Raw genomic sequence first — 20,592 nt, 5'->3', positions numbered from 1 at the left:
GAGGAATACGGGCGATCATTCCTTCAGCTCCGAGGCTTCCAGTTCGCCCCGCTCGTGTTTCGAAAAAAGGTGATCGAGATCCAGCACCATGATCAAGTCCCCCGCAAAGGGAACGATCCCTGCATAGAGCGGATCTTCACCCGCCGCCGAAGGGGGCGGCGGTTGGATGCGGTCGGCGGGCAATCGGAAAACCTCGCTCGCTTCATCCACCATCAACCCCAGCTTCCCTTCATCCCATCCCACCACCACGATTCGCTCTTTCTTCCGAACGGCGCCCGGCACGGCTTTCGTCCGCGAGCGAGAAAATCTCGACTCGAATTCGCCTCCCGTGACTTCCGCGTCGGATTCCTCCCCGGCCCCCAACCGTTTGCGCAGATCCACCACCGGAATAACTTCCCCCCGGAGATCAATGACGCCCTCCACGAACTTGAACGTTCGCTTGACGGCCGTGACCTTCAGCGGACGGAGGATCTCCTTGACGCGCATGATGTCGATGGCGTACTTCTCGGAGCCGACCCGGATCAAGGCGTATTGGCTCTCCTCATCCACCGGCTTCGTCAATCTCCCCCTCCTCCTCCAGCCCGAAATCCACGATCTTGGGAACGTGAAGAATCGCCACGATCTTCATTTCCTCCAACTCGCCTTGTTCGCCTGCCTCCTCCTGGCTGAACTCACCGGGGACAAACTCTCCCGCCCGCCTTCGCTCGTGGGCATCGTACTTCCCCAATCGCTCGATGAACTCGGCTTCCGCCGCGCCAATGTGTGCCGGGGCCTTCTCCAGGCGGCTCTCCGGCACGTGGACCACCCCGCCCACGCGGTCCACGATGACACCGAACGAACTTCCCCGGTGCTCGCAGATGACGATGCGGCCGCCGGTCCCCGATTCGGCTCCGGCCTCCGCGCCCAGCCCCAGCCGCATCTTGAGATCCAGCATCGGGATCACTTCACCGCGGAGACTGAGAATTCCGGGGATGAAGGGCGGGGCCGTCGGCACGCGCGTCACCGTGAGATCCTTGTGCTTCACAATCTCCTTCACGGCGGCCAGCTCGATTCCGTACTCTTCATCGCCGAGCCAGAACGTGAAGATCGCGCGAGGCGGAGCTTCGTCTTCCCCCCCCTTCGACGCGCCGGGAACCATCGCGCTTGAGATCGGCCGATCCGTCATGCGCTCCAACCCTACATCCTGTAGCTGGTCGAGATGATGTGGCCCACGTCCAAAACGAGAATCGTTTTCGACCCGAGGTCGGCGGCGCCGGCAAAGCCGCGTATCCCGCGGAGGAGCCGGCCCAGGGACTTGATGACCACGTCCTGCTGGCCATGAAGCTCATCCACAATCAGGCCCATGACCTTCTCGCCGTATCCGACCACCACGACAAACTGTTTTTCAGGAACGGTCCCGTTCAATCCCAGGAAGGAGCGCACACGAACCAGCGGCAGCGTCCTCTCCCGCAGTTGCATCACCTCTTTGCGCTCGATCGTGCGGATGTCCGCGGTGGGAAGCTCGCGGGTCTCCAGGACGGACGAAAGGGAAATCGCAAATTGGTGATTCTCGACCTGCACCAGAAGCACCTGGATGATCGCCAGCGTGATGGGAAGGGTGATGGTGAAGGTGGACCCCTGTCCCACCTCGCTCTTGACCTCGATGATGCCCGAATGGCGTGAGATGTTCCGCTTGACCACATCCAGACCCACTCCACGCCCGGAGAGGGTCGAAACCTCCGTCTTGGTGCTGAATCCCGGCTCGAAGAGGAAGGAAAAGATCTCGCTCTTCTTGTCTTGCAGCAGGTTTCTCCAGACACTCTCCTGCGCCTGCCCCTTCGCGGTCTCCGCGGCCGCCAGCCGGTCCAACTCCGCCTTGAGTTCCAAGCCCCGAGGCATCTTGCGCTCCAAAGCCACCTTCAAGACCTTCGCCGGATCAATGCCCGATCCGTCGTCCGCCACCTCCACCACGACATGGTTTCCGATCTGGGAGGCTTTCAGCGAAACCGTGCCCCGCGAAGGGATGCCGTGGTCCACGGCGTTTCGCACGAGGTGCATGAGCGGGTCCACCAACTCCTCCACCAGCAGTTTGTCCAACTCCGTTTCCTCGCCCTCCATGCGCACATCGATCTGTTTGTTGAGTTGGTCGCGGAGCTTCCGGATCTCGCGCATCAGGCGTGAGAACACCTGCTTGAGCGGAACCAGGCGCACTTCCATCATGCGGTTCTGAAGCTCTTTCAGCCGCCGGTCCAGTTCCTTGTTCGCCTTCACAAAGGTCGGAGGGAGGGCCTTGGCCATCGAGCGGGCGAGAACTTCATGGGAGGAGGGGCCGAGATTGAACCTCTCCGCAATCTCCTTGGCCAGCGCCTCCCACCGGACGGAAATTTCCGTGGAAGCCTGGTTGAGCATCGTCTTATACAGGATCAGCTCCCCCACAATGTTCATGAGCTGGTCGAGGCGATGAATGTCCACGCGGACCGTTTCGGCCACGCTCTTCAGGCTGACGGATTCGACCTTCGTCTCGCCCCGCTCCTCCAGCGCGGCGGGATGCGGCGCCGGCGCCGGAGCGGGCGCGGGGGGAAGGACCGGGGCCGCGGCCCGGGGTTTTGCCACCGCCGCCGGCTCCGACTTCCTCGGCAGGATGAAATCTTCGAGCCTGAACTGGGGATCGATGGCGCTGAGGAGCGTGTGCTGGAGCCGGTCCGTAGCCACAAGGATGTCGAACTCCAGTTTGTTTTCGTCCCCCGTGCTGGTGCTGGGGAGAACGCTGATCACATCCGCCACCGACTTGAGCTGCTCCGTAACTTTTTCGAGCCCCTTGTCAAACGCGTCAATCGGGAAGGCGCAATGGACCTTGTAGATCGCACGGTTCGCCTTGATGTGTTTCTTGAGGACGTGCTCCTCGTATTCCGTCAGGACCTTGAGAATTTCCGGATCGATCTGAATATCGTCCGCCGCAGACTTCGGCGGCGACGCGCCGGGAGCGGGGGCCACCTCGGCGGGAGGCGGCGAATGGACCGCCGCGCTGAGCCGGTCGTGCCAATCCGCGAACCGGGGTTCCAAGTCCTTGTCCTCATCGCTTCTCCGCTTGATGACCTCCTTGAACACCTGAAGCGCGCCGAGCAAGGGGGTTTTCAAATCTCCGGAGTAGACGATACGGTCCATGCGCAGTGCGTCGAAGATTTCCTCCATGACATGCCCGAGCCGGCTCATGCGATCGAACCCATACATGCCCGACACCCCCTTCAGCGTATGGGCGGAGCGGAAAATCCGGTTTAGAACCTCCCGGGAAAGTTCACCTTCCTGGGCGGTTTCATCAAGGAGAAGGATGTCCTGCTCCAGGGATTCGAGCAGTTCTTCAGCCTCCGCGATGAAATCGAGGAGGGCTTTGTCGGAGGGGTCGCGAGGCACCTGATCCCTACCCTGTGGATTTCAAATTCGAGATTTGAGATTCCAAATCCTTGGGCGCGCGGAGGGCGGGCACGATTCAGGCGGTGAGGTACTTCTTCACCAGGGCGAGGAGCTCGTCCGGATCGAACGGTTTCACCACGTATTCGTTCGCGCCCAGTTCCAGACCCTTCCGGCGGTCGCGTTCCGCGCCCTCGGTGGAAACGACGAAAACGGGAGTGGACTTGTAGAGAGGGTTGGCCCGGATGTAGTGAATCAGTTCGAGCCCGTTAATGTCCGGCATGTTGATGTCCGTGATGATGAGATCGAACCGCTCCCGCGGAAGAAGCTTGAGTGCCTCGTAGGCGTTCGGCGAGGCCACCACGGTGGAAGCGTCGAGCCTTTCGATGGCGGAAGTCAGGGCGGATCGCGTAGCGGCAGAGTCATCCACAACGAGGATCTTGTACACACCGGAAAAGTATCACAGCGTCCCTGGGTTAACAAGCCGAAACCACTGGCTGCTTCACGCACTCGGCATCCCCCGTGATCTCCTCGCTTGAGGGGCGGGGTCCGAATCGATAGAATCCGGGCCGTGGCCACTCCATCCGCCCTCTCTCCGCTCTGCATCATCGAAGACGACGCAGGCTATCGGAAACAGGTCCGTGACATTCTGTCCACCGAAGGGCTGGCCACCGAGTTTTTCTCCGACCCGGAGGCCGCACTCGAATGGCTGCGTGGGCGCTCCGGGATCATCATCATCGCCGACCTCATCATGCCGGGCATGCCCGGCGTTCAATTCCTGCAGGAGGCGCGGCAGACCGACCCGCTCGGCCAGGTGATCGTGACCGCGCGCAACGTCTCGGTCGAACTGCTCGTCCGTGCTCTGAGGGTCGGGGTAGGCGACGTCCTTCTGAAACCCTTCGGACCGAATGAATTGATCCTGACGGTGCGGCGATGCCTCCGGCGCCGCGAATCCATCGAGAAGGACCGTGTTCTGCGGAGCCATCTGGACCTCCTGGAGAGGACGCGGAGCCTGACCGCGCTGTTGGAACCGGATCAGCTCTATCGCCGGGCCGCGGAAGTCGCGAGCCAGATCGTGGCCTGCGATTTCACAGCCGTTACGGCAGGCAATGCCGAAGGCATGGAAATCGCGGGGGCGAGCGGACTCGACCCGGACATGCAGAAAACGATGGCTGCGGCCGCCGCCGCTTCCCCCCCCCCGTCACTCGCGCCCCCGGAAAAACGCGCGGTCACGCTCGCGGGTCGCCGATTCAAGTGCGTCAGCGTGCTGCTCTATGGCGCCGCCCATCGGTTTCACGCCCTCTGGGTGGGTCGCGCGTCGGGCGAATTCACGTCGGAGGATCTGCTCCGCATCGTCTTCCTGCGGGACCAGATCGCCTTCGCGGCGGAGAACGCGGAGCGTTTCAAGGATGTCCAGGCCTTGAGTTTCGTCGACGACCTCACGGGCTTGCACAACGACCGGTACCTGAATACGGTGATCGACCGTGAGATTCCCCGCTCACAGGCGAACGGGCTGGAATTCGGGCTTCTCTTTATCGATATCGACCGGTTCAAGTCCGTGGTCGATGCTCACGGCCACCTCGCCGCGCGAAAAGTGCTCATTGAGCTGGGCCGGGTGCTCAAGGCCGCGCTCCGCGAATCGGACGTGATGGTTCACTACGGAGGCGACGAATTCACCGCCCTGCTCACGGGGACGGGCCGGGATAACTCCATCCGCGTGGCCGAACGCCTCCGGGAGCGCGTCGCGTCCCATGAGTTCCTTGCGCGTGAACGGCTATCCCTGCGGACTTCCGTCTCCATCGGCGTGGCGTGTTTTCCTTCGGACGGGACGACGAAACAGACGCTTCTCGATTACGCCGACAAAGCCATGTTCAAAGCCAAGTCCCGCGGCCGGAACATGGTGTATCTTGCGTCCGAACTCACCGCGGAATAAAGTCAGCCCCATGAGCATGAAACCCGATGTGGAGACCGAGCGAGGGTTCCGCGACATCCTTGGAGAGGAAGCCGAGCGAATGGACAGACTGGTAGATTCGGCCCGGAAAACCTTTAAGGCGTATGACTACCGTCCCATCATCTTACCCATTGTAGAACCGGCCGAGCTGTTTGTTCGAAGCGTCGGCGGCACCACCGACATTGTCGAGAAAGAAATGTTCTTCGTGACCGATGGACATGAGGACACCGGCGCCCGGGAATCGTGTTTGAGACCTGAAGGGACGGCGTCCGCGGTGCGCGCCTACATCAAGAACGGCCTCCACATGTCGAATCCGATCCAACGACTCTACTACACGGGGCCGATGTTCCGGAATGAACGGCCGCAGAAGGGACGCTATCGCCAGTTCCATCAGATCGGCGCCGAAATGTTCGGTGTGGGAAATGTCCGTGCGGACGTGGAAGTCATCGCAATGTTGTGGGCGTTCCTTAGGTCGGTTGCCGATGGCGCACGCCTAAGGCTCGTGGTCAATTCGCTTGGCTGCCCCGTCTGCCGGCCCAACTTTACGCGGGAACTGTTGGGCTTTCTTCAGGCCCAGCGGGACGCCCTTTGCGAGGATTGCCGCAGGAGGCTCGCCTCCAATCCGATGCGCGTCCTGGACTGCAAGAATGAGGGCTGCCGAAAAGTCCTTATCGATGCGCCCAATTTGACGACCTTTTGGTGTGACCCGTGCAGAGCGAAAGTCGACGGCCTCAACGGGGGTCTGGAGGAATTGAAGATTACACCGACCTGGAACAATTGGCTCGTCCGCGGCCTCGACTACTACACGCGTACCGTCTTCGAAGTCGCGGCCGAGGATGGCCTCGGATCTCAAAACGCCGTGGCCGCGGGAGGCCGGTATGACGGGTTGGTCGAGGCGCTGGGAGGTCCATCCACCCCCGCACTCGGCTTCGCGATCGGCGTCGAACGGCTGGCGATGCTCGTCTCTCCGAGGGAATCACCCCAAACCCCCCGTTTGTACATCGGCGCCACCAGCGATGCGATGCGGACCCAGGCATCCGATTTGGCTGAACGCCTCCGAAGGCACTTCGCCGAATCCCCGAAGCCAGTCCGAATCAGACTCGACCTGGAGGACCGCAAGTTCAGGCGCCAGCTTGACGAGGCACAATCTCTGGGATGCGAGTACACCGTCATCCTCGGCGATGAGGAGATGAAGAACGGGAGGGTCATCGTCCGGGACATGAAAGCGTCCAAACAGGAGGAAGTACTCAAGGACGACCTCGTTCCACACTTGATGAAGAGGCTCGGGATTTGACCGAGGGAAAGATCAGGCGGCTGCCGGAAGAGCTCATCGCGAAGATCGCCGCGGGCGAAGTGGTGGAGCGGCCCGCATCGGTCGTGAAGGAATTGGTCGAAAATGCGCTCGACGCCATGGCGAAATCGATCGACGTCCGACTCGAAGCCGGCGGCCTCCGAACCATCGAGGTCCGTGACGACGGAATCGGCATGACTCCCGCCGACGCCAAGCTGGCCATCGAGAGGCATGCCACGAGTAAGATCTCCAGCGAAGATGATCTCTTCGCGGTGCGCACGCTCGGCTTCCGCGGAGAAGCGCTTCCCAGCATCGCCGCTGTATCCCGCCTCACCCTTCGCACACGGCCAGCCGACGCCAACGAAGGCTTCCGATTCTCGGTGGAAGGGCCGAAAGTCGTCGCGGAAGAACCTACCGCCATGCCGCAAGGAACCTGGATCACCGCGGCTGATCTCTTTTTCAACACGCCCGCCCGCCGCAAATTCATGAAATCGGAACGCTCCGAGCTTGGGGCCTGCGCCCAGATCGTCTCCCGTCTGGCGCTGGCCCGGCCCGACGTGGAGTTTCGCGTCAACCATCAAGACCGCTCCCTGCTCGATTTTCCCCGGGCCTCCCAGGCGAGGCGCGCGGCGGACGTGCTCGGAGAGCGAGTGGAAGACAAGCTCCTCAAGCTGGATCACGAGGAAGGGCCCTTGAAGGTTGGGGGCTTCGCCGGAAGTCCGCTCCTTCACTGGCCGAATTCCGCGGGCCTATATCTTTATGTCAACGGGCGATACTTCCGCGACCGGGTTCTCGTGCACGCCGTTTGCGACGCCTTTTCCCAGGCGATTCCGCCGGGGCGATTCCCTATCGGCGTACTCATGCTCGACATCGATCCCAAACTGGTGGATGTGAACGTGCACCCGCAGAAGATCGAAGTTCGATTCAGAGACACTTCGGAAATCTATCGCGTCGTCCGCACCGCCACCCTCGAAGCGCTGGGACCGCGGCTCTTCTCCCCTTCCCCTCTCGCCCCAGGAGCGGAGGTGACACCCGCGCCCCCCGCACCCTCCTTGCCGCTCCTTCACCACGCCTCGGTTCCGCAGGCCCCCACTTTCGCAGGTCCCGCAGCCGACGCGAATGCACCGGTGGCGTCGGACGCCACGTCGATGGGATCCACCGATCGAGTTTCGCCCACCTCCCCTCAGGGCATGGAGTCTGCCCTCCTCCCCGTGGTTCTGGGGCAAGTGCGCAACACGTTCATCCTCTGCGAAGGTCCACAGGGCCTCCTGGTGATCGACCAACATACGGCGCACGAGCGCGTCCTTTTCGAGAAGCTGAAGGGACAGCTTCAGAACGGAGGCGTGACTCATCAGGCGCTCCTGATGCCGGAGATTTTCAAGGCCGCGCCCCAGGAAGCCGTGATCCTCCACGAACTCATCCCGATGCTGGACGGCGCCGGAATGGACATCGAGCCCATGGGCTCGGCTTTTGCCATCAAGTCGATTCCTTCCGGATTGAACGTCCCCCACGCGGAATCCTTTCTGCGCGATCTCCTTCGCGAGTGGAGCGATGCGCCGGGCGACAAGACGGGAGATCCCCGCGAGCACCTCCTGGATCTCATCGCGTGCCGCGCCGCCGTAAAAGCCGGAGATGAGCTGAACCCGGCCGAGCTGGAATCGCTCGTCGCGCAAACCTACTCCTCCCCGTCGGCCTACACCTGCCCACACGGACGCCCGGTTCTCCTCGAATGGACGTTCGACGCACTGGAAAAAGCATTCAAAAGAAAATAGCCCCGCGGATGGAAGAGTTGCGGCCCTCGCAACCTGGTGACCCGGCCATAGAAGACCGGATCGCAAACCGAGCGCCACGGATCATTGTCGTCACGGGGCCCACCGCCACCGGCAAGACGGCCATCGCCCATCGCCTGGCCCTCGATCTCGATGGAGAGCTGGTCAACGCCGACTCGGTCCAGATCTATCGGCACGTCAATGTGGGAACGGGCAAACCTTCGTCCGGACTGCGAAGCGAGCGATCGTACCATCTGCTCGATATCCGGAACCCCGACGAACCGTTCGATGCCCAGCAGTTTCGCCGCCTCGCTGCGGAGGCCATTCGATCCATTCTGGACAGGGGCCATTCGGCCATCGTGGTTGGGGGGACGGGCTTTTACATCCGCTCGCTGCTCTACGGCCTGTTCGAAGGCGCGGGACGCGACCCGGAGATTCGCGCCCGACTGGAGTCACGTCTCAAGGCCGAAGGCTCCGCTTCCCTTTATGCGGAACTGCGGGTTGCCGATCCCGCCACCGCGGGGAAGCTTCATCCGAACGACTCACAACGCCTCGTTCGCGCCCTTGAAGTCTGGCTCTCCACGGGTCGTCCCATTTCCGCATGGCGGGAGGACCACCGATTCGCCGAACACCCCTTCGATCCCCGGCTGTTCGTTCTCCAAGTCCCGCGGGAGGAACTCAGGAAGCGGATTGACCGCCGGGTGGAGCACATGCTGAGCGAGGGATGGGTGGAGGAAGTGCAAGAACTCCTGAATCGCGGCTATGACGAGCGATGCCGTCCGCTCCACTCCATCGGCTACGCGCAGCTTCTTCGAGTCTGCCGGGGAGATCTCTCTTTGGAGGAAGCCGTTTCCCTCATCCAAAAGGAGACCTCCGAATTCGCCCGCCGACAGACCACCTGGTATCGAAAGGAAAAAGGCGCGAATTGGATATCTCCCGACAGGTATGATGTAATCCTCGGGGAGGCAAGACTTTTCCTGGAAAAGCATGGTTCAACACTACCTTCCGTTTGAACAGGACATCGAAGAAGCGGAACGCGAACTCCAAGAGTTGGAGTTGAGCGTTCCCGGCCACCCGACCGCCGCCCCGCGGGAAGTCCAGAAACTGCGCGACCGCCTCCACAAAGCCCTGGCCGAGACCTACGGCCGGCTCACTCCCTGGCAAAAGACTCTCGTGGCGCGCCATCCGGACCGGCCCCAGTCCCCCGACTATCTCAGGGACATGTGCGAAGAGTTCATGGAGCTTCATGGCGACCGCTCGTTCGGTGAGGATCCGTCCATCGTCGGTGGGTTCGCCCGGCTGGGGAGCCACAAGGTCCTCGTTCTCGGACATTCCAAGGGAAAAAGCACGAAGGAGCGCGTCCACCGCAATTTCGGAATGAGTCAGCCCGAAGGATATCGAAAGGCCCTGCGGCTCTTTCGAATGGCCGAACGCTTTCGCAAACCCATCGTCACGCTGGTGGACACCCCTGGAGCCTATCCGGGGATCGAAGCCGAAGAACGGGGACAAGCCGAAGCGATCGCCCATAATATCCGCGACATGTTTCTTCTCAAAGTTCCCATCGTGACCGCGATCATCGGCGAGGGAGGAAGCGGTGGCGCCTTGGCCATCGCGGTGGCCGACCGCCTGATCATGCTCGAGCATTCGGTCTATTCGGTGATCTCGCCCGAAGCCTGCGTGGCGATTCTCTGGAAGAACGGCGAGAACCCGCAACGCGCGGCGGAAGAACTCCGACTGACCGCGCAGGATCTCCTCCGGCTGGGCGTGACCAACCAGATCCTGACGGAGCCCACCGGAGGCGCGCATCGCGATCCAACCCGGATGGCGCGGGAGCTCAAGGCCGCGATCGTCACGCATCTCGACGCACTCGCCGGCCTCGATCCCGACCTCCTGGTCCAGCAGCGTCTTGAAAAGTTCCGCCAAATGGGGCATGTCCCTGGGATGGGGAGGTCATGATAGACCCCGAACAGGACGGCCCGGTTTCGGATTGCGACCGCGAGGCCGCCGTTACGCCGGAAAAGCGGCCCGCCATCCTCGTGGTCGACGACGATCCCGCGTTCTCAAAACTTGTCGTCGACTATCTCTCCTCCAGGGAGTATCACGTCATCACAGCAGACTCCGGCAAGACGGCTCTCTCCATGCTGAAGAAGGAGTCCGTCGATATTCTGGTGCTGGACGCCATCCTCGGCGATTTCTCCGGCTACAAGCTCTGCGACTGGGTGCGCGGAAAAGAGGAGCACTACACCCCCGTCATCCTCGTGAGCGGCCTCGAAGGCACCGAGGGAAAAATGAAGAGCCTCCAAGTCGGCGCGGACGACTATATCCAGAAACCGTTCGACCTCAACATCCTCGAACTCCGCATCCGCAACCTCCTCTCCCTCAAGACCGCGTACGACCGGATCAATGAACTGAAGAGAGACCTCGAAAAACGCAACTTGGAGCTGGAGATCCTCAACGACGAATTGCGCGAGAAGAACGGCCAGCTCGGCCGGGAAAAAGAGCAGGCGGAACGGTACCGGCTGTCCCTGGCCGACGATCTCATGCGCACCGACCTCCTCTCCCGTTTCAGCCAGAACACCAACTCCTTCAATCTCGACGAAATTCGGAGGGCGGTGCGGGACCAACTTGCCGAAGTGCTCGGCATTCGCCTCTTCACCCTCTTTCTGTACGACCACGACACCCGCATCCTCCGCCTGTTCGCACACAACCATCCACAACTTCGGGATGACCTGCGGATTCGCTTCACCGATGGAAACCTGATGTTCGATGCCATGCAAAAGCGTCAGGCGATCTACGAAGCCGATTTCGCCAAGAGCTCCTACTACCACGGCCGGCTGCGCAAGAAATACATGTCGCCCTTCGCCCTGTGTGTGCCCCTTCAGGTCGGCATCGGCAGCATCGGCGTACTCAACGTCAACGACCATCCGCAAGGTTATCTGACCGACAAGGACACCAGCTCCATTCGTCAGGTAGCGGACCATCTGGCCAGCGCCATTTCCAATGCGACCTCCCACTCGCAACTGGAACGCCTGTCCTACCTGGACGGACTCACGGAAACCTACAATCACCGACACCTCCATACTCTGCTCGACACCGAGTACAAAAAGGCCCGGCGTTACGGGCGGCCCGTGTCCTTCCTCATGATCGACCTGGACAACTTCAAGCAGGTGAACGACCGCTACGGTCATCTCACCGGCGACCACGTTCTGCGCGAAACGGCAAAGATCATGAAATCGAATCTTCGCGACGTGGACCAGATCGCACGCTACGGCGGCGAGGAGTTCGCGATCATCCTTCCGGAGACCCCGCTCAAGGGTGCGCTCATCACCGCCGAACGAATCCGGCGCACGGTGGACAAGAACATTTTCAAGACCGAGCAGCATCCCATTCATCAAACCATCAGCCTCGGCGTCGTGTCCTACCCCGAGATCAAGGCCGACACGAAGGACGAGCTCATCCGCCTCGCCGACCTCGCGATGTATGAGGCCAAGCAAACGGGGAAAAACCGCGTGGTCCGCTTCCAGGAACGAAGGCTCTACACGCGCCTGACCACCGAAGGGCGCATGGTGTGGCAGGCCACCCGGCAATCTTCCCCGGGGCAAGCCCTCCTCAAGAACATCAGTCCCGCGGGTTTGAACCTGTACATTCCTTCAAGCGTGCGGGTGGGCCGAGAGGTCTCCTGCGATCTCCTCCTGCCTCATGACGCCAAGATGATCTCCCTCAGGGGTAAACTCGTCTGGTGCCAGGAAGCCGGAGACCATGCCCCCGGCTACTATGAAGTCGGCATCCGTTTCCACGAATTCTCCAAACGGATTTCAGACAAACTCCACGTTCTCGAAATCACCTCCGTCCGTAAAGTCTCAGGAAAGGTACAGGTGGCTGCCTCATGAGTCGGAAACGACCGCGACCCCTAGATCCCAAGCTCTACATCCGTGACATCCCGGATTTCCCGAAGGCCGGGATCATCTTCAAGGACATCACTCCCCTTCTGAAATCGACCCGGGCCTTCAGGGGCGTCATCGACACACTGGCGAATCACTACAAGAGCAAACGCATCGACCTGGTGCTCGCCGTGGATGCGCGGGGTTTCCTCTTTGCCTCACCTCTCGCGCTCCGGCTGCGCGCCGGCATCATCCCGATGCGCAAGCGCGGCAAACTACCCTACAAGACGCACTCGGTGGAGTATCAACTGGAGTACGGAACAGACACCGTCGAGATCCACCAGGACGCCATCTCGGCGGGAGATCGCGTGCTCATTGTGGATGACGTGCTGGCCACCGGCGGGACCGCCCGCGCCGCGATCGAACTCGTGACGCGCAGCGGCGGAAAAGTCGTGGAGTGTGCATTCCTAATCGAACTCACCTTCCTCCACGGCAGGGACAAGCTCAAACCCCACAAAGCCTTCTCGATCGTCCGGTATTGATGTCCCCCGGGGAAATCCAGGGACAGGAAAATCCAGGGACAGTGTACCCATTCTTCAGGTGAACGATTTGGAAATGAGTAGGCGGTCCCCGGATTTCCTCGCATGGATTTACGATGAGTGGATGACCAGGCGGGCGCCGGTGAGACCGAGGTGCGCGTCCGAACTCCAGCAGATCTTGTGGCGGCGTTTTTCCATGATCAGCAGTCCCACGGCGTCGGTCAGTGTAATTCTCTGATCCATGAATTTCCGAAGGAACTTTTCGCCGGCGCGAATCTCCTCCGGGCCGACGGCCATGATCTGGAGAGTCGCCAGCGCTTCGATGAAGCGGAGAAATTGCAAGGCGCGCGGGGCATCGTACCGCCGGAGGAACCAGCCGTGGCCCTCGGCGATCACGAGGGGAGACGTTATGAGACGGGGCGGATCGGCAAACAGCCTCTGGAACAACGAGTGGAAGGAGTCCGAACCGTCGAGGAAGGCGATGAATGCGGAGGTGTCCACATAGCATTCATCGCTCATGGCCGTAGACCACTTCGTCGATTGTCCGGCTTGAGGCGGCGTCTCCGGATCTCACCATGCCGGCATATTTCATCCACGGCTTTTTCGACCGGACCGGCAAGATGCCTCGCAGGGCCCGCCGGACCAGCTCCGCGAAGGGGATACCCAGCCGCCTGGCCTCTGTCTTGGCCGCCTCGTAGTCGCCCCTCCCCAAACTGACCTGTGTTCGAATCATGATAACATTCTATTACAATGTGTTATCAACCGTCAACCCGTGGGAAATCTGGGGACAGTGTACCAATTCTTCAGGTGAACGAGTCGGAAATGAGTATCCTGTCCCCAGATTTCCCGAAATCGCTGGTGAGTCGGCCCGCCGCCCGCGCCGCGATTGCGAAAGCGAAAGCCGCCTCAAGCTGTTCGAAATCGCTGGTGAGTCGGCCCCTGGGGTGGGTATGCGTTTTTCCCTTCGTCCTCCGCCTCAAGCTGTTCGAAATCGCTGGTGAGTCGGCTGCGCGTCTCGAAACGGCCCGCAAGACAGCAGGATCGGCACCGGGTTGCGAGCATTCTCGAATCGCCCGATCTTCCCGCTTCGAGTCACCACAGCAGAACTCGAATAATCATGCGTTCTCAACCAGATATGTGTTTCGAGCGTCTCAAGGCTGATTGCCGATCAATTCCGCACTCGCGATTTCAAAGAGCCTGCAACCCCAATGGCGGAAGGGTTGTGGTCGTTGGCCTTAGCCAATATGAAAGATATCAACACCTTCATGATGAGTCAATCAGACCACGGTTATCCGGGTGTGAGCCACATAAGGCTGGCCCATCGTTTCGATCACAAGACCGGCATCTGCCTCGGCCCCACCCAGCGATACGAACATCACTTGGTCCTGGTCGTGATTCAGCACGCCTTGTAGATCGGACTTCAACTTGGAAAAACGCAGACTGCCCAGCGGACATTCGAACACCGAGAACTGAAGCCGACGACCGTAGCCTTCAAGAACTTTGGCCACACGGCGCAAACGTTTGGGGTTGGAAATGTCATAGCAAACCAGAAATCGTGTTCGTTTCATCGGTCACCGGGTCGTGAATCCGACATATCCGGATGCCTCTCCGCGAACAAACCGCCATACCTGTCTCGCCTGAACCTCCAACATACGCCGGTACGGCATGCTGTAGCCAAACTGCGGATGGGAAACTTCCGTGTCCATCCGCCGACCATACGCCTCCCAGAAAGCCTTGCGCCCGTCTTCGTTCATGAACACCCCGGATGAACCGGAAATGAAGTCATCCTTCGCGATTTCCCCGCGATTGATCAGGCTGACCGCCACGCTATCCACGATCAGGGGCCGGAACTCTTCCATGAGATCGAGCGCGAGGGCGGGCCGACCGTAACGAGGCTGGTGCATCACCCCCAGGAAGGGATCGAGCCCCACGCTGTGGCAAATTCCCGCCAGCTCCTTGCAAAGGACGCTGTATCCCATCGAAAGAAGCGCGTTCACGGGGTCGCGTGGAGGGCGACGGTTCCGCGATGAGAAATCGACTCCGGCGCCGTCGGAAGATTTCAGCATCCCAGCGAAGTTCCCGAAGTAGAGCGCCGCCGCCATCCCTTCCAGGCCAAGCAGTTCGGTCATGGTATGCGCTTCCGAGGTTTGATCCCGAAGCTGCATCATTTCCGAGACCGCTTTCTCCGGAGGCTCGCCGTTGCGCATGAGCATCACGCGTTGATTGTGGATTTTGGCTCGAATCATCTCCTTCGCGACCGCGAGGCAGGTGGTGGGTTGATCGAACAGACGGTACTGACCGCGTCGCGTGTCCACGCCGGAGGCGGGGAGTCCGTTCAGCATGCCGAGGAAACGCCCGGACGGTGAAAAATAGGACACCGAGACCCCTTGTTCCAAGAAAGCATGAGTCGCTTGCGTTGTAATTTGCACCGCGCCGTAGACGTAGACTGCGCGCACCTGCATGGATGGCAACGCTCGTATCGTATCGCCTTTGAGGACCACCACGATCTGCCCTCCCCTGAAGCCAATTTGGGCGCCGGGCCTCTGGACGATGAGGATTTCGCCGTCGTCGTCCTCCGGCCTCGGAGGCCGCTTGACGGTAATCGGTTCACCTTTCGGTTCGCGCCAGAACTCGGATTCATTGGGGAGACAGATCGGATAGGCCGAGCAATAGAGGCACCGTGGATCATCCTGGAGCGGCGGTGGGCAGCGGCCTTCGGCGGCGAGGGCTTTGGCCTGATCGAGTTTTTCGAGGCATTCACGGGTCCGTTCCTCTGATACGTCTACAGGCACCCTCCGCTTGTCGGCGGCATAGTAGACGAACGCCTCCTTGACGCTGATGGCGTGTTCGCGCAAGAGCATAGACTGAGCCACGAGCTGCATCGCATCCGGCTCTTTCGCCACGCGCTCTCCGGCTTCGTCCCGACGGGCCGAGCCTTTCTTGTAATCGATCAACACGGCCCCTTCGGGACCGCCTTCGATGAGATCGACCACACCGACGAGTCCCAGCTTCTCACTCGCAAGCCGAAGAGAACGAATCTGCGTCCCTTCCGGCAGATCGAGCTTCGTCGGGTCTTCGATGCGGGAGGGCCGGTCCACGTTCCGATGCGCGTGCGATCCTTCCACCGTATCCGCGTTTTCCTGAAAGATATTTTCGACCCACTGGTAGTAGAAGAGGCGCGGGCAGTAGAGGAAGTTGTGGAGCCGCCGCACCGGCATCGGCGGTTGCGCTTCAAGTCCGGCTTGGGTTTGAACGGGGGCGTCGCTCATGACAAGGGCGGATGGCTCTGTCCGCTCCCGGCGGGAATCCGGAAGCCGGGGCGGCGCCAGGATGGCTTGGCCGTCCCGCGACTGCCTGGTCGTGGGCCTTGCGCGAAGCCATGCAAGGCCCACGACCAAGCGGGGCGGGGCGAGAGGGGTAGAGACGGCGGGGTATCCATGAAGGGATTCACGATGTCAAGCCCGTGCTTGATAAGGGCAGTCGCGGTTCGTAAAATGGAGCCATGAGCAAGGGTGGAAGCGATATCGCGCGTATCCAAAAGGAAATCGCCCGGCTGTCGCCCGACAAGGTGCGGCACATGGCCAGGTGGCTCGAGGAGTACGAGGCCCGGCTTTGGGACAGCCAAATCGAGAAGGACGCGAGGTCCGGAGGCCCGCTGGAGAGATTGGCCAAGAAAGCCATTGAGGATTTCCGCGCGGGGCGTACTCGCCCGCTTCCTTGATCAGCCATGCCGGCCCGGAATTTTGGGAAGCCTATCGAAAATTGCCGCGGCGGGTTCAACGTCTCGCGATCAAGAACTACCGTCTGTTGAAGAGCAACCAGCATCACCCGAGCCTTCATTTCAAGAAGGTCGGTCTCCATGTTTGGTCGGGGCACGCGTCGGCATCACCCACCGCGCGTTAGCAGCCCCCGTGCCCGGTGGATACACCTGGTTTTGGATCGGCAATCATGACGAGTACCAGCAGCTCATAAATTCACTCTAGTACCGCGTTGACGAATTCATGGAACAGATCCGAGCTTGGTCGCGGTGCGCTAGCCCCGCTCTCCAGTCGCCAATCCGAACAAAGGCGGGGCGTATGTACCATGTTGCCGAGGGCCACCCTACCCCCAACCTGTTCCAATCATTACGCAACATGGTACTAAGGGCGCGATGGCCGGCGGCCCGAGCCCGGAATGCCCCACCGACCTACCACGGGATGTCTTTCTTGTTGCGCCAATCTTCAAGGCGCTTGGAGTTGATGGCTTCGATGCGTTCATCACAAAGCTGTTGGACTCGTTTCAAGAACAGTCCGCGACGATACGCCTTGAACGACAGCCCGGCGTTGGGATGCGGTGTGTAGCTCTCGTTCTTCGGCATCCCGGGAAAATTGCAGGCGTTGAGGAAGAAGTCAGGATATTGCGAGGATTCCGTGTTCTGCTCCTCGTCGCCTTCCTTATTTCCGCGTGAACCATTCCCAGCAGTTGCCGATGATGTGTCGGCCTTCCCAAGCAATTTTTCTGGGTCATCGTCGGCCAACTTGGCAAACGAGCCGCGTCGGTTACGGATGCGTACTGATTCTTCCGAGATTTCCACCGTGCGAAGGCGCGGGAAAATATCCCATCGGTTGGGATGCGCCAAGGCACGCAGGCCGATATTGATGGCAGCGTTTTCATCTGCGTTCATCAATCCGCTGTCAGTGTTCCGTTCCGCCGCAGTGCCGGGCACAGGCAGGAACTCCTTTCCGCCGTCCGCCGCGATGAGAAGTTGCCCGTTGTAGTTCGGGTGCTGCTCAAACAATGTTTTCAGGGCCGTGACTTTCCTAGCGAGATCGGACGGCTCGCCGTCCATGTTCTTCTGCATGAGCCACGCCGCGTTTGGCATCTTCTCGTGAAAACCACGCGACGCGGAGTTCACACGAATGCCCGGCAAGCCTGTCCGCGAGCAAAACCGTGACGAGAAGGCTGGATCAACCAGCATGATCGTGATGCCAAACGGCTTCGCGATGTCAGCCAGCTTTTTCACAACGGCACGGTGTGCCCACTGCATAAGGCGCGAGTTCTCGCTGCGCGTCCGGTCTTGGCTCGTGCGATACCGGGTCAAATCCTCCAGCACAATGATGGAACAGCGTGGCATCTGCCTTGCTGTTTTCGGGTAAGTGATCCGCTTATATTCGCCGTGCAAATCCACTGTGTTCTTCCGGCCTTTCTTGTCGGCTACTTCAGCGGGACTTTTCAGTTCGAGGCCCAGAGCTTCCGCTAGGATCATGTGCGCAGTTTGGTTTACGCGCTGGTCACGGAGTTCATTGCTCTTGTCCAGCAAGTCCTCGCAAGGGTCATCGCCTTCGCCCCGCTTCATGGGCGGTGGAGGATTGATCCCCTTGTCGCCATCGGCGAACCGTTTCTCCATCTTGGCGAAGCTCTGACAACGCTGCCGCAAGTTCAACACCTGCTCCAATCGCCGCATGGACAGCCCGCGCATTCCTTGGACGAGCGGAAGGTGCTGCGGATCAGTCTCTCCGTGCTCCATTGAGAGTCGGTGCTTGCTTCCGTCCCAGCGCCAATGGCGCTTTCGCAGTGGCAAGCAGTGCTCAACGACGCCAACGAGCAACGCAGATGTTGCATCCTTGCCGTTGAAGTACTCATTCAATTGCTGGTTGAGTTCATCGGCCAGAGCGTTCCAATTCCAGCCCCTGATGGCCGCGTCCAGCCGCTGACACCGCAGCTTTTCGTCGGCTTGTTCCTTGCAAGGCTCAAGGTCGTCTTTGATGGCATCCCAAGCCTGCTTGTCGCTATTCAAAGCAGTACGCAGTTTCGCATTTTCGGGATGTTCTTCCTCACCTTCGGGCCATGGTTTCTTCGGGAACGCGAGTTTGCCCAGCGTCTCCGCGGCCACCCGGTAATGCTCCTTCTTGTCGGCTTCTATGCGCGGCTTGTCGTACACACCGGTTGAGTTGTCGCGTTCCATCGTGCCGCTCACGTGCCAGCGCAGACTGAACAACGAGCGAATCCGGCTGATGCGCCGGCGCAACCGCATGATGAGATGGTCGCCCATTTCCGGGTACGTCATCTTCTCTGCGCCAATAATCGGGAAAGCATTCTCCGGCACGATCCGGTAGGCCAGCATTCTGAACGCCCCAATCTCCTCCAGCTTAGGAAACCGTCCGCGCCCGTCATTGCCGTAGGTTTCCGTCTGGAACTCATACACATGGTTGCCCTCTATGTCCTTCACGCAATGGCCCTGGCTATCTCGCTTGTGATCCCAGACCTTGGCGTTCTCGCCCTGTAACCGCAGCGTGCCCTTGCGATAGACGTGGGCACGAATCGGGGTGGCAAAACCATCGGGCGAAATGACCCGTCCTTCGCCGTTGGGGTCGCAGTGAACGCGCAGGCGCGCAAACGCGGACGAAAAGCGCATGCCCAAATCCACGGATAGAATGTGAAGCTCTGAGGCAGTCCTCCCCTCTTCCGTTCTCACACGGAAGCCGTTGAGCGGCTTTTTTCCATCGCCGCACCACAGCCTCGTTGCAGTGATCCCTTCCTCGTCGTTGGCGGATGTGGATACTTTGGTGCTGGGCTGCTCTTGCAGGTCCACCGGCCATTTGAAATGACGCCGTTTATCGGCATCAGGTTCGTCTTTCTTGGCATAACCGCGCAATGAACCAGCTTCCCAGCGGATCGTTCCCTTTTGAAGCTTCTTCTGCTCACCCCATTCGATGGGAACGGCGACTTTCAGGTGGATTGGTTGCGGTTCGCCGTTGCGCTCGTCTTCGACCATCAGCAAAAAGCTTACTGGCAAATCACCGGGTTGCCATCTGCCGCTTTTCTTCTTTCCAGCGCGTGGCTTTTCGTCCTCCAGCACGAGCGGCGGACACCACACTGCATTCATGCTTGTGCCATCGGCTGTCATGACTTTGTCCCTTTTCAGCCGCCGCGCGGAAAGCGTGACCGGAACATCATTGAGCAACTCATAGCGGACGCTCCCGTTCCCTGTGTGCTTTCGGAAAAGAGACAGCTTCATTTGTCGGTTGAGCTTCTCTTTGAAATTGAAGTGCCGGTAGCTCGTTTTCTTATGCCGATTCTGCGTGCCCGGAAACGTGTAGCTGATCGGCTTGACGGTCACGTTGCCGTTCTCATCTCGAATTTCCAGATCGCCCAGATCCTCCATCCACTCATGGTAGTCAACGAAATGGGGAATGAAGTCGCGGATGCCGTTGCGCTCCGCTGATGCCGACCAAAGGTGATGATATTGAGGTTCGCAGAGTTTCTTGAAGAAATCGTCGCTCCCGAAACCTTGGCGATTGTCTCGCTTCTCATCTTCGACGGCGTTCTCCAATTCATCTCGCGTGAGGGCTCGATTTCCATCCTTTGCTTTCTTTTCCAGTCTGAGGAACACCTTCCTCAAATCGGCCCAGCCGCCAATCGTTCCGCTGCGCAGGCCGTAGTCATCAAGTTCCTTGGCTGTGCGCAACTCTTCCAAGAGATCGGTGATTCCCTTCCTGCCGGTCTGCGTATCACCTTTCCATCGCGGGTCGTTCTTCATGCCGTGGATTGTCATCGCCTTGCCCGTCGGGCTGTTCTCTTGGTCGAACTTGACGTCTTTGTCTCCCTCAAAGGTACTTTGGATGGTATGAAGTTTTGCGACTTGGTCCGCTCGCTTGTGCGTACGCTGTTTGTATTTGAAGACATCTTCAAAGGCCGGAGCTTACCCCCATCGTTTGGACAGATTTCAGCCAAAGTTAAGCTATAGGAATTCTTTGTCAAGTTCTTGATTTCTTGGTCCCCCGCCTTCCTGGGG

Annotated in this window: 16 protein-coding genes and 1 pseudogene; 8 read left to right on the top strand and 9 right to left on the bottom strand. The window is 60.1% G+C overall.

Annotated features, from left to right (window positions below):
* Positions 1-15: 15 nt before the first annotated feature.
* From HYT87_17840 to HYT87_17825, 4 genes are all read right to left on the bottom strand, one after another.
* Positions 16-561 carry a chemotaxis protein CheW gene (locus tag HYT87_17840; protein MBI2061606.1) on the bottom strand — a complete coding sequence of 182 codons (546 nt, stop codon included), beginning with the start codon at positions 559-561 and terminating at the stop codon, positions 16-18.
* Entirely contained in the window at positions 542-1,165 is a 624-nt protein-coding gene (locus HYT87_17835) for a chemotaxis protein CheW (protein ID MBI2061605.1), read from the bottom strand. Before HYT87_17835 ends, HYT87_17840 begins: the two co-directional genes overlap by 20 nt.
* Before the next feature lie 11 nt (positions 1,166-1,176).
* Positions 1,177-3,390 carry a chemotaxis protein CheA gene (locus HYT87_17830; protein ID MBI2061604.1) on the bottom strand — a complete coding sequence of 738 codons (2,214 nt, stop codon included), beginning with the start codon at positions 3,388-3,390 and terminating at the stop codon, positions 1,177-1,179.
* Between the two features lie 76 nt (positions 3,391-3,466).
* On the bottom strand, positions 3,467-3,835 hold the full coding sequence (locus HYT87_17825; GenBank protein MBI2061603.1) for a response regulator: 369 nt from the start codon (positions 3,833-3,835) through the stop codon (positions 3,467-3,469).
* 123 nt (positions 3,836-3,958) lie between these two features.
* Here HYT87_17825 and HYT87_17820 point away from each other — a divergent pair, with 123 nt between their 5' ends.
* Genes HYT87_17820 through HYT87_17790 form a run of 7 tightly spaced genes read left to right on the top strand, consistent with a single transcriptional unit; the run spans position 3,959 to position 12,821 of the window.
* A complete protein-coding gene (locus HYT87_17820) occupies positions 3,959-5,320 on the top strand; it encodes a diguanylate cyclase (protein MBI2061602.1) in 1,362 nt (453 codons plus the stop codon).
* Positions 5,321-5,330: 10 nt separating this feature from the next.
* Entirely contained in the window at positions 5,331-6,632 is a 1,302-nt protein-coding gene (locus HYT87_17815; GenBank protein MBI2061601.1) for a histidine--tRNA ligase, read from the top strand.
* Positions 6,629-8,401, top strand: a complete 1,773-nt coding sequence (gene mutL, locus HYT87_17810; GenBank protein ID MBI2061600.1) for a DNA mismatch repair endonuclease MutL — start codon at positions 6,629-6,631, stop codon at positions 8,399-8,401. Before HYT87_17815 ends, mutL begins: the two co-directional genes overlap by 4 nt.
* An 8-nt stretch (positions 8,402-8,409) precedes the next feature.
* Entirely contained in the window at positions 8,410-9,411 is a 1,002-nt protein-coding gene (gene miaA, locus HYT87_17805) for a tRNA (adenosine(37)-N6)-dimethylallyltransferase MiaA (GenBank protein ID MBI2061599.1), read from the top strand.
* Positions 9,386-10,354, top strand: coding sequence for an acetyl-CoA carboxylase carboxyltransferase subunit alpha (locus tag HYT87_17800; GenBank protein MBI2061598.1), 969 nt, complete (start codon positions 9,386-9,388; stop codon positions 10,352-10,354). Before miaA ends, HYT87_17800 begins: the two co-directional genes overlap by 26 nt.
* Positions 10,351-12,288 (top strand): diguanylate cyclase, encoded by a 1,938-nt coding sequence (locus HYT87_17795; GenBank protein ID MBI2061597.1) that lies wholly within the window; start codon positions 10,351-10,353, stop codon positions 12,286-12,288. Before HYT87_17800 ends, HYT87_17795 begins: the two co-directional genes overlap by 4 nt.
* The gene (locus HYT87_17790) at positions 12,285-12,821 is read left to right on the top strand and encodes an adenine phosphoribosyltransferase (GenBank protein MBI2061596.1); all 537 of its coding nucleotides are present in this window, start codon (positions 12,285-12,287) and stop codon (positions 12,819-12,821) included. The genes HYT87_17795 and HYT87_17790 overlap by 4 nt, the downstream gene beginning before the upstream one ends.
* Before the next feature lie 108 nt (positions 12,822-12,929).
* Here HYT87_17790 and HYT87_17785 read toward each other — a convergent pair whose 3' ends face one another.
* From HYT87_17785 to cas1, 4 genes are all read right to left on the bottom strand, one after another.
* Positions 12,930-13,337 (bottom strand): type II toxin-antitoxin system VapC family toxin, encoded by a 408-nt coding sequence (locus tag HYT87_17785; protein ID MBI2061595.1) that lies wholly within the window; start codon positions 13,335-13,337, stop codon positions 12,930-12,932.
* The gene (locus tag HYT87_17780) at positions 13,327-13,551 is read right to left on the bottom strand and encodes a CopG family transcriptional regulator (protein ID MBI2061594.1); all 225 of its coding nucleotides are present in this window, start codon (positions 13,549-13,551) and stop codon (positions 13,327-13,329) included. The genes HYT87_17785 and HYT87_17780 overlap by 11 nt, the downstream gene beginning before the upstream one ends.
* Before the next feature lie 544 nt (positions 13,552-14,095).
* Complete coding sequence (cas2, locus tag HYT87_17775; protein MBI2061593.1) at positions 14,096-14,386, bottom strand: CRISPR-associated endonuclease Cas2; 291 nt, start codon at positions 14,384-14,386, stop codon at positions 14,096-14,098.
* Between the two features lie 3 nt (positions 14,387-14,389).
* Complete coding sequence (cas1, locus tag HYT87_17770; GenBank protein MBI2061592.1) at positions 14,390-16,087, bottom strand: CRISPR-associated endonuclease Cas1; 1,698 nt, start codon at positions 16,085-16,087, stop codon at positions 14,390-14,392.
* A 233-nt stretch (positions 16,088-16,320) separates the two neighbouring features.
* Here cas1 and HYT87_17765 point away from each other — a divergent pair, with 233 nt between their 5' ends.
* Complete coding sequence (locus tag HYT87_17765) at positions 16,321-16,539, top strand: hypothetical protein (protein MBI2061591.1); 219 nt, start codon at positions 16,321-16,323, stop codon at positions 16,537-16,539.
* 465 nt (positions 16,540-17,004) lie between these two features.
* On the opposite strand, the pseudogene cas12b reads toward HYT87_17765, so the two are convergent.
* Positions 17,005-20,493 (bottom strand): annotated as a pseudogene (gene cas12b, locus HYT87_17760) (type V CRISPR-associated protein Cas12b).
* Positions 20,494-20,592: the final 99 nt, after the last annotated feature.

The organism is Nitrospirota bacterium (assembly GCA_016180645.1).
In the GTDB taxonomy this organism is placed as follows: Bacteria; JACPQY01; JACPQY01; order JACPQY01; family JACPQY01; genus JACPAV01.
Note: the sequence above shows the minus strand (reverse complement) of the source record. Positions and strands in the feature narration are given on the sequence as shown.

What these genes read in the sequence shown, in the direction of transcription:
- HYT87_17835 (MBI2061605.1), bottom strand. Translation starts at nt 1,165, where the DNA reads ATGACGGATCGGCCGATCTCAAGCGCGATGGTTCCCGGCGCGTCGAAG.
- HYT87_17815 (MBI2061601.1), top strand. Translation starts at nt 5,331, where the DNA reads ATGAGCATGAAACCCGATGTGGAGACCGAGCGAGGGTTCCGCGACATC.
- miaA (MBI2061599.1), top strand. Translation starts at nt 8,410, where the DNA reads ATGGAAGAGTTGCGGCCCTCGCAACCTGGTGACCCGGCCATAGAAGAC.
- HYT87_17800 (MBI2061598.1), top strand. Translation starts at nt 9,386, where the DNA reads ATGGTTCAACACTACCTTCCGTTTGAACAGGACATCGAAGAAGCGGAA.
- HYT87_17795 (MBI2061597.1), top strand. Translation starts at nt 10,351, where the DNA reads ATGATAGACCCCGAACAGGACGGCCCGGTTTCGGATTGCGACCGCGAG.
- HYT87_17790 (MBI2061596.1), top strand. Translation starts at nt 12,285, where the DNA reads ATGAGTCGGAAACGACCGCGACCCCTAGATCCCAAGCTCTACATCCGT.
- HYT87_17785 (MBI2061595.1), bottom strand. Translation starts at nt 13,337, where the DNA reads ATGAGCGATGAATGCTATGTGGACACCTCCGCATTCATCGCCTTCCTC.
- HYT87_17780 (MBI2061594.1), bottom strand. Translation starts at nt 13,551, where the DNA reads ATGATTCGAACACAGGTCAGTTTGGGGAGGGGCGACTACGAGGCGGCC.
- cas2 (MBI2061593.1), bottom strand. Translation starts at nt 14,386, where the DNA reads ATGAAACGAACACGATTTCTGGTTTGCTATGACATTTCCAACCCCAAA.
- cas1 (MBI2061592.1), bottom strand. Translation starts at nt 16,087, where the DNA reads ATGAGCGACGCCCCCGTTCAAACCCAAGCCGGACTTGAAGCGCAACCG.
- HYT87_17765 (MBI2061591.1), top strand. Translation starts at nt 16,321, where the DNA reads ATGAGCAAGGGTGGAAGCGATATCGCGCGTATCCAAAAGGAAATCGCC.